We start from the raw sequence: 14463 nt of genomic DNA, 5'->3' as shown, positions 1-14463 counted from the left end.
CCGGAGCGTGCGTCAGGGCCAGAGCCGGGTACGGTCCCAGGCCGTGCCGTCGTCTCCGGCCCTGACGAAGCGCAGCCGTACATGGCACCGTTCGCGGTCCGCCTGCCAGAACTCCACCTCGCGGGCGCGCAGGGCGTAGACCGTGTGGGCCGCGGGGACGGTGCCGGCGTCCGTCCGGAGCAGCTCGGCGGCCCGGGCGGCGGCCCGTCCGTACTCGGCGGGGTCGCCGAGCGGCTCGCTCTGCCGGCCCACCAGGGAGGCGATCTTCGAGAGCGGCGGGCGCGCCCGGAACTCCTCCGCGCAGTCGTCCGGTGCCCAGGCGCGCACTGTGCCGCGGATCCGGACCTGCCGGCCCAGGAGCGGCCAGTACAGCGACAGCGCCGCCGCCGGGTTCGCGGCGAGCTGCACGCCTTTCGGGCTGTCCGAGTCCGACGCGAACACCCAGCTCCCACAGGCGAGATCGACATCCCGGAGGATGACGATCCGCGCGTCCGGTGCGCCGTCCGCGTCCACGGTGGACAGGGTGACGGCCTGCGGATCGAGAACTCCGCGGCCGATCGCCCCGGTCAGCCACGCGACGAACAGCTCCGCCGGGTCGGACGGAGCGGACTCCGCGTCGAACGGGGGCAGTTCACGGCGCAGCGGCGTGAGCCCGCCCAGCAGCCGGGCCACCGGACCGTAGCCATCCTTGGAACGGCTCATCAGATCTTCTCTCCCTCTTTCCGGCGGACTTCCCGGCGGACTTCCCGGCGGACTTCCCGGCCGAAGGGAATCATGACATCCATGACTTCACGTCACCTTTCCTACCCGAAGAGTGCGCGTGGGCCGGGGTGTTCGGGGATCTCGTATGCTCCGGGCCATGAACAGCGGGGAGAGCGGAGGACGCGTCGTCGACGGGCGGTTCGCGCTGGAGGCGCGGCTCGGCGGCGGCAGCATGGGCACGGTGTGGCGCGCACGCGATCTGGTGCTGGACCGGGCCGTTGCGCTCAAGGAGGTACGACCGCCCGATCCGGCGCTCGCCGAATCCCACCCGGAGGCCGCGCGCACGCTGCGGAACCGGGTGCTGCGGGAGGCCCGCGCGCTCGCGCGCGTCGACCATCCCCATGTCGTGACCATCCACCATGTCGTGGACGGCGGCGGGGACACCGACTATCCGTGGCTCGTGATGGAGCTGGTGACGGGCGGGTCGCTCAGGGAGCGGCTGGCCCGGGGGCCGATGGAGCCGGCGGCGGTGGCGCGCCTCGGCCGGGATGTGCTGGCCGGGCTGCGCGCCGCGCACGCCGCCGGGATCCAGCACCGGGACGTGAAGCCCGGCAACGTCCTGCTGCGGCCCGACGGCCGCCCCGTCCTCACCGACTTCGGTGTCGCCGCGCTCCACGAGTCGACCGCCCTGACCGCGACCGGAGCCCTCCTCGGCACCCCCGACTACATGGCGCCCGAGCGGATCACCGGGGACGACGGCGGTCCCGAGTCCGACCTGTGGTCGCTCGCGATGACGCTGTACGTGGCCGTCGAGGGCCGCCATCCGCTGCGCCGGCGCACGACGATGGCCACGCTCGCCGCCGTCCTCAACGAGGAGCTGCCCCCGGCGCGGCGGGCGGGGCCGCTGACGGACGTACTGACCGCGCTGCTGGTCAAGGACCCGGCCGCGCGCCCGGACGCGGAGACGGTGGACGCGATGCTGGCCGCCGCAGCGGGGGAGGAACCGCCGGTGGCCGGGGCGGTGGCGCCGGCCGGCGCGTCCGGGCCCGGGCCGGCCGTACCGCCCGTACCGCCGGATCCGCCCGGGTGGCCCGCGCCGTCCGGTGCCCCTTCGTACGGCTCGACGCTCCAGGACCCGCCTCCGTCGGTGCCGCCGGGCGCGGCCTCGGCACCCCGCCGGCTTGGCCCTGCCGCCCGCCGGCTCGCGATCGGCTTCTCGCTCGTCGCCACGGCGCTGACGGCCGCCGTGGCGTGGGCGCTGCTCCCGGGGCCGGACGGCACCCGCGTTCCGGACGCCGACGCGGCAGCCCCCTCGGCCGGCATCTCCGCACCGGCGTCGGTACAGCCGACCCCGAAGGAGAGGGAAGAGCCGGATGATCTGCTGACCCCCGACGGCATCCGGCTGGCCGTGAAGGCGCTGGAGGCAGAGATGGGCACCGACCGGGTCGGCAGCTTCGTCGTCTACTCGGAGTACATATCCGCGCAGGGCATGGTCAAGGGCAGTGAGAAGCGGTACGACACCTACACCTACCGCGTCGGTGGGGGAGTCTCCCGCGCCCCCATCAGCGGAACCCTCACGGGCGGCCAACTCCCGGTGGAGCTGGGAACGTTCGACTGGGACACCGTGCCCGCGCTGCTGCGCCGCGCGGACCGGGACCTGAACGTGGACCGGCCCACCTCCCGCTATCTGCTGGTCAGGCAGCCGAACGAACTCTTCGGCTCCGCCGCCGGAGTGTCCGTGTTCCTCTCCGACGACTACGGCACCGGCTACCTGGAGGCCGACAGCAGGGGCAGGGTGACGCGGGTGGTGCCGGTCGAGTCCTGACCGGACACCGTGCTCGTCCGCTCGTCCGCTCGTCCGCTCGTCCGCTCAGCCGGCGGGCGGTGGGGTGGGCCGGACGAGTCCCGACCGGTAGGCGATGACGACCAGCTGGGCGCGGTCGCGGGCGTGCAGCTTGGTCATGGCGCGGTGGACGTGGGTGCGTACGGTCAGCGGGCTGACGAAGAGCTTCTCGGCGATCTCGTGGTTGGACAGGCCCTCGGCGGCCAGCGCAGTCACCTCCAGTTCGCGCGCGGTGAGCGCGGCCAGCCGGGCCGGTGGGGCCGCCGTGGTGGCGCGGTCCGGGGTGGCGAGGAAACGGGAGATGAGGGCGCGCGTGGCCGCGGGGGAGAGCAGCGAGTCGCCGGCGGCCACCGTACGGATGCCGTCGAGGAGCACCTCGGCGCTGACGTCCTTGCCCAGGAATCCGCTCGCGCCGGCGCGCAGCGCCTGGGCCACGTACGCGTCGGTCTCGAAGGTGGTGAGGATCAGCACACGGGTGGCGGCGAGGGCGGGATCCGCGCAGACGGCGGTGGTGGCGGCCAGTCCGTCGGTGCCGGGCATCCGGATGTCCATCACGACGATGTCCGGGTGGTGGGCGCGGGTGAGTGCGATCGCCTCGCTTCCGTCCACGGCCTCGGCGACGACTTCCATGTCGTCGCAGGAGTCGATGAGGATGCGGAAGGTCGCCCGCAGGAGGGCTTGATCGTCGGCGAGCAGAACGCGGATGGTCATCTGTTCCGTCATCTTCCGGGGCAGGTGCGGGGGTGGCTGTCGGGGGTGGTCAGGGGAGGATGGGCAGTGCCGTGGTCACCCGGAAGCCGCCTTCGGGCCGGGGCCCCACCTCCAGACTGCCACCGACCGACCGGGCGCGTTCTTCTATCCCGATGAGGCCGAAGCCACCGCCCCGGGCGGGAACACGAGCGGGGACGCGACCGGGAACACGAGCGGGGACGCGACCGGGAGGGGCGCCCCCGTTGTCGCTGACCGTGATGGTCAGCCGGTGGTGGGAGTACGCCAGTCTCACCTGGGCCGCCACCGCGGCGGTGTGCCGGGTGACATTGGTGAGCGCCTCCTGCACGATCCGGTACGCGGTCAGATCCACCCCCGGCGAGAGCGGTCTGACCTCGCCCTCGGTGGTGACGGTGACCACGAGGCCCGCGGCCGTGAACGCGGCTGTCAGCCCCGGGAGCTGCCCGAGGCCGGGGGACGGCGCGAGCGGTGCCTCGCTCTCGCCGGCCTGGCGCAGCAGGCCGAGGGTGGTCCGGAGCTCGCGCAGCGCCGAGGACGTGGTGACCGCGAGATCGGCGAGGATCTGCCCGCTGCGGTCGGGGTGCGTATGGACGAGATGCGCGGCCGTGCCCGCCTGGGCGTTGGCCACGGCGAGGTGGTGGGCGACGATGTCGTGCAGTTCGCGGGCGATGCGCATGCGCTCCTCGGCGACCCGGTGCCGCTCCTCCTCCCGTACGGCCTCCAGATACAGGCGCCGCAGCCGTACGGCCGTGCCCGTGGCCACCGGCAGCAGCACCCAGAAGGCGGGACCGACCGTCTTGAGCAGCAGCGCGTGGTGGAAGGGGTCGGAGACCAGCGCCGTAGGCACCAGCAGCGCCACGACGACGACCAGGCTGACGCGCGCCGTCCGCCGGTCGGTGCTGACGGCCAGCCAGTACAGCGCGGCCATGACCGGCGCCAGCAGCAGCGGAGTGAGCAGATAGCCCACCGCGCCCGCCGTGTTGGCGCAGACCACGGTGGTGGCGACGACGGTCCGGGGCAGGCGGCGGTGCCACCACAGGGCGACGCAGGCGGCACCCTCCAGGAGGACGCCGGGCCACCAGGCGATCCGTTGGCCCGAGGGTTCGACGCTGCCCACCCAGCAGCCGAGGCACCCGATCCCGAAGAGCAGCGCGATGACCAGCGCGTCCACGACGCGGGGGCGGTCCTTCACGTACTGCTGCCATGTGACGATCATCGGGTTCTCCGGTCGGGCGGGCCCGGCCGCGGTGTGCGAACGCGACGGGGAAAACGGCCGGCGAGGGCCGCTCGTGTCCCGTACGAGCGGCCCTCGGGGCATGGACAGGGTTCAGACGCGGGCGGTTTCCCGGTCGGCCGCGCCGTCCCGGTCGGGGGCGGCGGAGGGCAGCCGGCTCAGCGCCTCGCCCTCCACGTCGACCCGGGGCAGCAGCCGGTCCAGCCAACGCGGCATCCACCACGCCGCCCGGCCGAGCAGCGCCAGTACGGCGGGTACGAACGCCATACGGACGACGAACGCGTCGAACATGACCGCGATGGCGAGCCCGAACCCGATCATCTTGATCATGGATTCGCCGGCCCCGATGAACCCGGAGAACACCGCCATCATGATGAGCGCCGCCGCGACGACGACCCGGGCGCTGTGCCGGAACCCACTGACCACGGCCTGCCCAGGACCGTCCCCGTGGGTGTACGCCTCCCGCATCCGGGCGACGAGGAAGACCTCGTAGTCCATGGCGAGTCCGAAGACGATGCCCACCAGGAAGATCGGCATCACGCTCATGATCGGGCCGGTCTGCTCGACACCGAGGAGATTGGCGCCCCAGCCCCACTGGAAGACCGCGACGACCGACCCGAGCGCCGCCAGCACCGACAGGAGGAAGCCGAGGGCCGCCTTGATCGGCACGAGGATCGAGCGGAAGACCACCATCAGAAGAAGGATGGCCAGGCCCACCACGACCACGAGATACGGGATCAGCGCGTCCTGCATCTTCTGGGCGACGTCGATGTTCAGCGCGGTGGTGCCGGTGACCTCGAACTCCGCTCCGGTGGCGGACTCGGTCGCGGGCCGCTCGGTACGGATGGTCTGGACGAGGCTCTTGGTCTTCTCGCTGGTGGGCGCGTCGGCCGGCACCGCGGAGAACATCGCGGTGTCACCCGCCGGGTTGAACCGGGCGGCGGAGACCGAGACGACCCCCTTCGTGGCGCCGATCTTCTCCTCGATGGTCTTCACCGCGGCCTTCGGGTCATCGGCCTTCCTGGCGTCCACGACGATGGTCAGCGGTCCGTTGAAGCCGGGACCGAAGCCCTTGGCGAGATCGTCGTAGGCGCGCCGCTCGCTGGTGGAGGTGGGTTTGGCCTCGTCGCCGCTCGTCCCGAGCTGCAGGCCCATCACCGGGACCGCCAGTACGCCCAGGCCCGCGACCGAGAGGAGGAGTACGGGCAGGGGGCGGCGCAGTACGAACCGGGCCCAGCGGCTGCCGCCGTTGTTCTCGCCTGACTCCTTGATCCGGCCGCGCCGCCGGGAGGAGCGCGACAGTACGGCGTTCGGCCAGAAGGCGAGAACGGCCGGGACCAGGGTCAGCGCGATGACGACGGCGATGACGACCGCGCCGGCGGCGGCCAGGCCCATCTTGGTGAGCATGGGGACGCCGACCACCGAGAGCCCGGCCAGCGCGATGACGACGGTGAGCCCGGCGAAGACGACGGCCGATCCGGCGGTGCCGGCGGCCAGTCCGGCCGCCTCCTGCGGGGTGTGCCCCTTGGCCCGCTCCTCGCGGTAACGGGAGACGATGAAGAGCGCGTAGTCGATACCGCACGCGAGGCCGAGCATCGTGGCCAGGGTGCCGGTCGTCGAGGACAGCCCCAGGGTGCTGGCCAGGGCCAGGATCGAGGTCATGCTGACGGCGACGCCGATGATCGCGGTCAGCAGCGGCAGCCCGGCGGCGGCCAGCGATCCGAAGGTCATCAGCAGGACGACGGCCGCGATGGCGATACCGATCATCTCGGCCGAGCCGCCCGCCGAGGGCTGTGTGGCCAGCGCGGTCCCGCCGACCTCGACGGTCAGCCCCGCGTCCCTGGCCTGCTGGAGGGTGTCCTCAAGGCTGGTCTTGGTGGCGTCGGTGAGATCGTCCGGCTTCACCTGGTAGGTGACGGTCGCGTACGCCGTCGAGGCGTCCTTGCTCACCGCCCGCGCCTGGAAGGGGCCCACCGCGCCGGCGACCTGCGACCCGTGGCCCATGTCCTCGACGGCCCGGTCGACGGCCGCGCGGTGCGCGCTCGCGGTGATCTTCTGGCCGTCGGGAGCGACGAAGACGACCCGGGCGCTCGCCCCGTCGGCCTTGGAGCCGGGGAAGCGCTGGTCCATCAGGTCGAACGCCTTCTGGGACTCGATTCCCGGCATGGAGGTCCCGGCGTCGGGCGCGGCGGGCGCGGTGACGGCGCCGAAGCCGACGACGGCCAGGATCGCCACCCACAGCAGGACGACGTACCGGCGGCGCCGGAAGGCCAGCCGGCCCAGTCGATAGAGAAAAGTAGCCACGGGACGGGTCTCCACATCTGGATCTCGGGAACCCCATCAGGCTGTCCCGCGGCGGCCCCTCCCGTCGTCGTGCGCCTGTCGTGACTCCGCACTACTGAGAACGCAGTAGGCGGCGCCGCTGTGTCGGCCGTCAGCATGACAGCGAGAGGCCGGGCCGATCCGGTCGAGACGGTGGCGGCCCCTCCACCCTGATCGCCGTCCGCGCCACCGAGGCGGACCGGCTCTCCGCACACGAACTGGTCAGCATGGCCGCCCAGTTGCTGATCGCGGGCCACGAGACGACGGTGAACGGCCTCGGCAACGCGGTACTCAACCTGCTGCGCCACCCCGACCGGCTCGCGGCGCCGGCGTACGAGATCAAGTGGCGGGAGACCGCCATCATGCGCAGTGTCGAGGCGCTTCCCGTCACCTGCACCGCGCGGAGCTGAGCCGCCGGCGAGCGCGGGGAGAGGGGGCGCGCGGGGCGCGGGACGTCAGGAGCGGGGCCGGGTGGCCCGCTCCGCGTTCCGCTCCTTGATACGTACGGACTCCTTGCGGACCTCGGCCTGGGTGGCGCGCTCCCGCTCCAGCCACTCGGGCTTGTCCTCCTTGAGGGCGTCGATCTCGGCGGTGGTGAGCGCGTCCGTGACACCGCCCCGCGCGAGACCGGCGATGGAGACGCCCAGCTTCGCCGCGACGACCGGCCGGGGGTGCGGTCCTTCGCGCCGCAGCTCCAGCAGCCACGCGGGCGGATCGGCCTGGAGGGCGGTCAGCTCGCCGCGCGTCACGACACCGTCCTGGAACTCTGCGGGGGTGGCTTCGAGATACACACCCAGCTTCTTCGCCGCGGTCGCGGGCTTCATCGTCTGGACGGTCTTGTGCGAGGTCATGGGGTCCAGGGTATCGAGCATGTGCGCCACCTCCGACCACCGCCCGATACCCTGGCCCGGTGACAGGCTCGGAAACACCTTCCTCGTTCCGGCTCGCCTACGTCCCCGGCGTGACGCCCACGAAGTGGGTGCGGATCTGGGACGAGCGGCTGCCCGGCGTCCCGCTGACCCTTGTGCCGGTCCCGGCCGCCGAGGCGCTCGGGCTGCTGCGGAGCGCCGGCGCCGACGCCGGGCTCGTACGGCTGCCGGCCGACGGCGAGGACCTCAGCGCGATCCCGCTCTACGCCGAGACGACGGTCGTGGTGGTGCCCAAGGACCATGTGGTGGCGGCGGTCGACGAGGTCAGCGTCGCGGACCTGGACGGTGAGACCGTGCTGCACCCCCTCGACGACACCCTCGGCTGGGAGAGCCCGCCGGGCGTGCCCGCGCTGGAGCGCCCCGCCACCACGGCGGACGCCGTGGAGCTGGTGGCGGCGGGCATCGGGCTGCTCGTCGTCCCGCAGTCGCTCGCCCGGCTGCACCACCGCAGGGACCTCACCTACCGGCCGCTGACGGACGCCCCCGAGTCGCGCGTCGCGCTGTCGTGGCCGCGGGACGCGACCACCGATCTGGTGGAGGAGTTCATCGGGATCGTCCGGGGCCGTACGGTCAACAGCACCCGGGGCCGCCCGCCGACGCCGCCCCAGCCGAAGGCCAAGCGCGCGGAGCGCAAGCCCGCCCCGGGGAAGACGGCGGGCAGGGGAGCGCGCGGCGGTGCCGGTGGCTCCGGTTCCGGCGGGGCCAGGAGCGGCAAGGCCGGCAAGAGCGGTCAGGGCGGCAAGAGCGGACGGCCCCGGCGCCGCTCGTAACGGAACGAGCGGCGCCGACGACGGATGCCAGTGGCCGCGGGTCAGATCTTGGCCGCGGCGGCCTTGAGGTTCTCGGCGGCGAGGCTCAGGCCCTCGATCTGGTCCAGCTCCTGGTCCTCGTGCTCGATGTTGACCGCCATGTCCGGGTCCACCTTCTGCAGGGCCCTGAGGAACTCGGTCCAGAAGGCCGTGTCGTGCCCGCGGCCGACGGCGACGAAGTCCCAGGACGCGTTCTCGGGCCAGCGGCTGAGCGTGTACCGGCCGCCGAGGGAGACGGCGCCCGGCTCATCGGCGCCGACCCGCCCGTGGCGGTGGTCGAGGACGCCGTTGATCTTGGCCTCCTCATTGATACGGGTGTCCTTGGCGGCGGCGTTGTAGACCAGACCGCCGAGCCGGTTCACCGCGGCGACCGGGTCGATGCCCTGCCAGAACAGATGGCTGGGGTCCATCTCGGCGCCGACGTGGGTCGCGTCGATCTCGGTGGCCAGGCGCTCCATCGTGCCGACGTTGTAGACCAGGTTGTGGGGGTGCATCTCGATGCAGACCTTCACATCGGCCGCCGCGGCACGGGCCTGGATGTCCCGCCAGAAGGGGATCGCCACGTCGTTCCACTGGTAGTCCATCGCGTCGAGGTAGGCGCTGTCCCAGGGCAGGACCGACCAGGAGGGGAGCCGGCCGCCGGGGTCGGAGGCGGGCAGTCCTGACATCGTCACGACGCGCTTGACACCGAGGAGGGCGGCCAGTTCGATCGCGTCCCGGATGTCCTGCGCGTGCTTCTCGCGCACCTCCGTGTCGGGGTGCAGCGGATTGCCGTTGCAGTTCAGCGCGGTGAGGGTGATGCCGGCCGCCGCGAACTGGGCGAGGTACGCGTCGCGCGCGTCCTGGCCGGCGCGGATCGCGTCGATCGGCAGGTGCGGCGCGGGCAGGAAGCCACCGGAGTTGATCTCCGCGCTGTCCAGGCCGAGTTCACGCAGGACGCGCAGGGTCTCGTCGAGGGGCTTGTCGTGCAGTACGGCGGTGTACGCACCGAGTTTCATGGGGGTGTTCCTTTGCGGGGCGAGGTCGGTCGGGGCGGTGTGCGGGATGCGGTGTGGCTTGGCTGTGCGGTGTGCGCGGCGCCGGACCTGGTCGTCCGGGCCGGGCGGTGTCACTGGACGGTGACGCTCTTGCCACCGGCGTGGGCGGAGGCCGTGATCGCCTCGATCACCCGCAGGTTGTGCAGCCCCTCGGCGAAGGTGGCGCAGCGCGGCAGCCGGTCCAGGCCCGCGATCTCCTCCAGGAAGGAGCGCGCCTGCCAGACGAAGAACTCGTGCTGCCCGTGGCCGACGCTGGGGAAGTCCATCGGCAGCCCGCCGGCGATGTAGGGGTGCTCGGGGCCGATGACGACCCGGCGGTAGCCGTTGATGTGGCCGGGCGCGGCGGTGTCGGCGAGGGTGAACTCGGCGGGGCGGGACAGGTCGAAGAGCGCGGCGCCGCCCTCGGAGAAGACTTCGAAGCCGAGCGCGTTGGCCAGACCGAAGGCGACCCGGGAGACGGAGAAGGTGCCGACGGAGCCGTTCCGGAAGACCGCGGTGAAGGTCGCGATGTCCTCGTTCTCGACCGTCTCGCGCTGCTCGCCGACCGCCACATCGGCCGAGTGTCCGACGGCGGTGCCCAGCGGTACGGGGCGGTCGGGCACCTGGGTCGACAGTACGGCGCCCTGCACGCTCTCGACCGGTCCGCAGAAGTACTCGCCGAGGTCGACGAGGTGGCTGCCGATGTCGGAGAGCGCCCCGGAGCCGAGACCGCCCTTGTAGCGCCAGCTCATGGGGGCGTTGGGGTTGTGGCCGTAGTCGCACCAGTAGTGCCCGTTGAAGTGCTGTACGCGGCCGAGCGCCCCGTCCGTCACCTCCCGGCGGATGGCGTTGATCGACGGGGAGCGGCGGAAGGTGAAGCCGGTCGCGGCCACCAGGCCGGTGCCTGCGGCGGCGTCCGCCATCGCCCGGGCGTCCTCGACGCCGGGGGCGAGGGGCTTCTCGCACAGCACGTGCTTGCCCGCCGCCAGCAGGCCCTCGACGATCTCGCGGTGCAGGTGGTTGGCGACCACGACGCTGACCGCGTCGATGTCGGGGGCCGCCGCGATCGCCCGCCAGTCGGTCTCGGCGCGCTCGAATCCGTAGCGGCGGGCGGCGTCGCGGGCGAACGGCTCGTACGCGTCGGCCACGGCGACCAGCCGGATCTCCGGCAGACCGGCGTCGTACAGCGTGGAGGCCGTCCGGTAGCCGTTGAGATGGGCCCGGCCCGCCATACCGGCTCCGATGACGGCCACGCCGATCGACTTCTGAGTCATCGCGTTTCCTCTCCCGGCGCGTACACCGCGCCACGGCTTGCGAGTTGAGGGGTGTGTGCCCTGTGGGCCGGCTCCGGACCATGCTCCTGCGCGTGGGGCGCGGGCCCTGGAATGTCCGATCGACAGGACTTTTTAAAGCGCTTTAAAACACCGGTACTATGAATCCGGCAGCGTGGGCGTGTCAAGAGTGTGGTGCCGAGGAAGTGCGGAGAAACGATGACGGAGCGGGTGGACGGTTCGGATACGGCCGCGTCGGGCACGGGCACGGACACGGCCGCGGGTGCGGCTGCCGGCCCACCGCGTCCTGGCGGGGGGCCGCGACCGCGGCTGGAGGAGGTGGCGGCGCGGGCCGGGCTGTCGACGGCCTCCGTCTCCCTGGTGCTGCGCGGTGCGCCGGGACCCAGTGAGCGCACCCGCAAGAGAGTCCTCCAGGCCGCCGCGGACCTGGGGTACCGCCCGGACCGCAACGCCAGCCTCCTGGCCCGTCGGCGCAGCCGGCTGCTCGGCGTCCTGGTCGATATGCGCAGCGCCTTCCACGCGGAGCTGGTCGAGGATCTGTACATCGCGGCCGAGGGGATCGGTTACGACCTGGTCCTGTCCACGGTGACCCGTACCCGCGACGAGGCCAAGGCGGTCGAGACCCTCCTCGACTTCCGCTGCGAGGCGCTGATCCTGCTGGGCACGGAGGCGCCCGCCGCGCGGCTGACGGCCCTGGGCCTGCGGCTGCCCGTCGTCGTGGTGGGACGCCGGGTCGGCGCGGCGGACCTCGACGTCGTCCGCACGGCGGACGAGGACGGGGTGGGGCAGGTCATCGACCATCTGGCGGGGCTGGGGCACCGCTCCATCGCCTTCGTCGACGGCGGGAAGGGCGTGATCGCCACCGACCGCCGCCGGGGCTACCGGGGCGCGATGCGCCGCCACCGCCTCGACGAGCACATCCGGGTCGTGCCCGGCGATCACACCGAGGAGTCGGGCGAGCGGGCGGCCAGGCGGCTGCTGGCGGACGGCGGCCGGCCCAGCGCGGTGGTCGCGTCCAACGACCGGTGCGCGGTGGGTGTCCTGGCCACCCTGAGCCGTGCGGGCGTGGACGTCCCGGGCGCCGTCTCCGTCGTCGGCTACGACGACAGCGCGCTGTCCCGGCTGTCCTGCTTCGACCTCACCACGGTGAGCCAGAGCGCCGCCGACCAGGCGCGGCACGCCGTCACGGCCGCCGTCGAGCGCCTCGACGAGGGCCGGACGGAGCCGCGCGAGATCGTCCTCGCCCCCCGGCTGGTGGTGCGGGGCACGACGGCCGCGGCCGGCTGACTCCGCGGCCGTACCGGCGTCCGGAACGGCCCGTGTCCGGCGTCGGGAACGGTCCCTGTCCGGTGTCAGGACGGTCCCTGACCGGTGTTTTCAGAGCAGGGAAACCGCGGTGTCCACGGCGGTCTCCACATCGCCCGTGGCGGGGTAGAGCAGGGACCGGCCCACGACCAGGCCCTGGACGGTGGGCAGCCGCAGGGCCTTGCGCCATCTCTCGTACGCGCCGTCCTGGTCCGCGCCCACCTCGCCGCCCAGCAGCACGGCGGGCAGCGTGGAGGCCGCCAGCGCCCCGGCCATGTCGTCGGGGTCGCGCGTGACGGGCAGCTTGAGCCAGGTGTACGCGGAGGTGCCGCCGAGGCCCGAGGCGATGGCGATGGACCGGGTGACGGCCTCGGCGCTCAGATCATTGCGTACGGCGCCGTCCGCCCGGCGCGACAGGAACGGCTCGACGAACAGCGGCAGCCGGCGCGCCGCCATGTCGTCGACGGCGCGGGCCGTGGTGTGCAGTGTGTCCAGCGAGCCGCGGTCGTCGTAGTCGATGCGCAGCAGCAGCTTCCCGGCGTCGAAACGGAGCCGTTCGATGTCCTCGGCGCGGTGGCCGGTGAAGCGGTCGTCCAGCTCGAAGGAGGCTCCGGCGAGCCCGCCGCGGTTCATGGAGCCCATGACGACCTTGTTCTCCAGGACGCCGAGGAGCAGCAGGTCCTCCAGGATGTCGGCGGTGGCGAGCACCCCGTCCACCCCGGGCCGGGAAAGCGCGGTACAGAGGCGTTCCAGGAGGTCGGCGCGGTTGGCCATGGCCAGGCTGTGGCCGCCGACGGCGAGCGAGCCGCGCGCCGGGTGGTCGGCGGCCACGATCATCAGGCGCCCGCTGTCGCCGATCAGCGGCCGGCGGACCCGGCGCGCGGCCGCTTCGGCGATGGCCTCGGGATGCCGGGCGCGTACGGTGGCGAGATCGGAGATGTTGACACTCAAGAGACGGGCTCCGTTCAGAGGTGCGGCGGTCGGTCGCGAACGAGCGGCGTCCGGTGCCTCTCAGGTGTAGATCTCACGGCCGGTGCTGTCAATGGTTTGTACAGACATTCGGACCTGCTTCTGAAATGATGTCTTAACAAAGTATTGACAGGTGGGTGCGGCAGGGGCTTGTATCCCTTCCCAAGTGACCCGGCCGCGCCACCGGCGCAGGACAGGACTCCTCGTCCAAGCCCTGCGAGGGTGCCGCGCCCGGGGAGTTCCCGCCGTTCCGTTCCCTTTCCCCCTTGTCGCACAGTGAAGTGCAGGAAAGTTGGACCGCATGTTTCACCCTCGTTTCCGCAGAGTCGCTCCGGTCGTCGCCCTCGCCGCGGCGTCCGCCCTCCTCGCCGCGGGCTGCGCCAGCAGCTCCGGCGGCAAGAAGTCGGAGGAAAGCGCCTCCAACCCCTCGGCCGGCAAGGCCAGCACACCGAGGATGACCATCGCGATGGTCACCCACGCGCCTCCCGGCGACACCTTCTGGGACACCATCCGCAAGGGTGCCGAGGCAGCCGCCGCCAAGGACAACGTCAAGCTGATCTACTCCGGCGACCCCATCGCGGGCAACCAGGCCAACCTGATCCAGAACGCGATCGACCAGAAGGTCGACGGAATCGCGATCACCCTGGCCAAACCGGACGCCATGAAGGACGTCGTCGCCAAGGCGAAGCAGGCGGGCATACCCGTCGTCGCCTTCAACTCCGGACTCGACGACTGGAAGAAGCAGGGGCTCCTGGAGTACTTCGGCCAGGACGAGCGCGTCGCCGGTGAGGCCCTCGGCAACAAGCTCAACACGCTGGGCGCCAAACACAACATCTGTGTGATCCAGGACCAGGGCCACACCGGCCTGGAGGCCCGCTGTGCCGGTGTGAAGTCGGCCTTCAAGGGCAAGACCGAGACCCTCTACGTCAACGGCACCGACATGCCGTCCGTGAAGTCGACGATCACCGCCAAGCTCAAGCAGGACCCCTCGATCGACTACGCAGTCACCCTCGGCGCCCCCATCGCGCTGACCGCCGTGCAGTCGGTCGCCGACGCGGGCAGCAAGGCCAAGGTCGCCACCTTCGACCTCAACAAGGACCTGGTCAGCGCCGTCGAGGACGGCAGCATCCAGTTCGCGGTCGACCAGCAGCCCTACCTCCAGGGCTACCTCTCGGTCGACTCCCTGTGGCTCTACAAGACCAACGGCAACTTCAGCGGTGGCGGTGTGGAACCGGTGCTGACCGGACCGGCGTTCGTCGACAAGACCAATGTCGAGGACATCGCCAAGTTCGCGGCGAAGGGCACTCGGTGAT

12 protein-coding genes and 1 pseudogene are annotated in these 14463 nt (G+C 72.2%); 5 read left to right on the top strand and 8 right to left on the bottom strand.

The genetic code is table 11. The features are described from left to right. Positions 1 to 12: 12 nt before the first annotated feature. Positions 13 to 702: a pyridoxal 5'-phosphate synthase gene (locus AB0389_RS02035; RefSeq protein ID WP_366393350.1), complete on the bottom strand. Its 690-nt coding sequence runs from the start codon at positions 700 to 702 to the stop codon at positions 13 to 15. A 157-nt stretch (positions 703 to 859) separates the two neighbouring features. Here AB0389_RS02035 and AB0389_RS02030 point away from each other — a divergent pair, with 157 nt between their 5' ends. Beyond that, positions 860 to 2527 (top strand): serine/threonine-protein kinase, encoded by a 1668-nt coding sequence (locus AB0389_RS02030; protein WP_366393349.1) that lies wholly within the window; start codon positions 860 to 862, stop codon positions 2525 to 2527. 45 nt (positions 2528 to 2572) lie between these two features. Here AB0389_RS02030 and AB0389_RS02025 read toward each other — a convergent pair whose 3' ends face one another. The 3 genes from AB0389_RS02025 to AB0389_RS02015 all read right to left on the bottom strand — a co-directional run bounded on the left by AB0389_RS02025 (position 2573) and on the right by AB0389_RS02015 (position 6812). After that, positions 2573 to 3256 carry a response regulator transcription factor gene (locus AB0389_RS02025; protein ID WP_366393348.1) on the bottom strand — a complete coding sequence of 228 codons (684 nt, stop codon included), beginning with the start codon at positions 3254 to 3256 and terminating at the stop codon, positions 2573 to 2575. A 49-nt stretch (positions 3257 to 3305) separates the two neighbouring features. Then, on the bottom strand, positions 3306 to 4490 hold the full coding sequence (locus AB0389_RS02020) for a sensor histidine kinase (protein ID WP_366393347.1): 1185 nt from the start codon (positions 4488 to 4490) through the stop codon (positions 3306 to 3308). Positions 4491 to 4601: 111 nt separating this feature from the next. Further along, on the bottom strand, positions 4602 to 6812 hold the full coding sequence (locus tag AB0389_RS02015; RefSeq protein ID WP_366393346.1) for an MMPL family transporter: 2211 nt from the start codon (positions 6810 to 6812) through the stop codon (positions 4602 to 4604). A 209-nt stretch (positions 6813 to 7021) separates the two neighbouring features. Between AB0389_RS02015 and AB0389_RS02010 the strand changes: the two are divergent. Next, positions 7022 to 7156 (top strand): annotated as a pseudogene (locus AB0389_RS02010) (cytochrome P450); the annotation flags it as partial. A 129-nt stretch (positions 7157 to 7285) separates the two neighbouring features. On the opposite strand, the gene AB0389_RS02005 reads toward AB0389_RS02010, so the two are convergent. Continuing rightward, entirely contained in the window at positions 7286 to 7681 is a 396-nt protein-coding gene (locus tag AB0389_RS02005; RefSeq protein ID WP_366393440.1) for a DUF5997 family protein, read from the bottom strand. Positions 7682 to 7740: 59 nt separating this feature from the next. Between AB0389_RS02005 and AB0389_RS02000 the strand changes: the two genes are divergently transcribed. Then, entirely contained in the window at positions 7741 to 8529 is a 789-nt protein-coding gene (locus AB0389_RS02000; protein WP_366393345.1) for a LysR substrate-binding domain-containing protein, read from the top strand. 41 nt (positions 8530 to 8570) lie between these two features. Here the strand turns inward: AB0389_RS02000 and AB0389_RS01995 are convergent, their stop codons facing one another. Together AB0389_RS01995 and AB0389_RS01990 are read right to left on the bottom strand one after the other, a co-directional pair. After that, complete coding sequence (locus AB0389_RS01995; protein WP_366393344.1) at positions 8571 to 9566, bottom strand: sugar phosphate isomerase/epimerase; 996 nt, start codon at positions 9564 to 9566, stop codon at positions 8571 to 8573. Positions 9567 to 9676: 110 nt separating this feature from the next. Next, positions 9677 to 10858, bottom strand: coding sequence for a Gfo/Idh/MocA family oxidoreductase (locus tag AB0389_RS01990; protein WP_366393343.1), 1182 nt, complete (start codon positions 10856 to 10858; stop codon positions 9677 to 9679). Between the two features lie 216 nt (positions 10859 to 11074). Between AB0389_RS01990 and AB0389_RS01985 the strand changes: the two genes are divergently transcribed. After that, complete coding sequence (locus AB0389_RS01985) at positions 11075 to 12163, top strand: LacI family DNA-binding transcriptional regulator (protein WP_366393342.1); 1089 nt, start codon at positions 11075 to 11077, stop codon at positions 12161 to 12163. 90 nt (positions 12164 to 12253) lie between these two features. Here AB0389_RS01985 and AB0389_RS01980 read toward each other — a convergent pair whose 3' ends face one another. Then, a complete protein-coding gene (locus tag AB0389_RS01980; protein WP_366393341.1) occupies positions 12254 to 13132 on the bottom strand; it encodes a deoxyribose-phosphate aldolase in 879 nt (292 codons plus the stop codon). A 319-nt stretch (positions 13133 to 13451) separates the two neighbouring features. Between AB0389_RS01980 and AB0389_RS01975 the strand changes: the two genes are divergently transcribed. Continuing rightward, positions 13452 to 14462, top strand: a complete 1011-nt coding sequence (locus AB0389_RS01975; protein ID WP_366393340.1) for a sugar ABC transporter substrate-binding protein — start codon at positions 13452 to 13454, stop codon at positions 14460 to 14462. Position 14463: the final 1 nt, after the last annotated feature.

It is taken from the genome of Streptomyces sp. NPDC093109 (genome assembly GCF_040701725.1).
Classification (GTDB): Bacteria; Actinomycetota; Actinomycetes; order Streptomycetales; family Streptomycetaceae; genus Streptomyces.
Note: the sequence above shows the minus strand (reverse complement) of the source record. Positions and strands in the feature narration are given on the sequence as shown.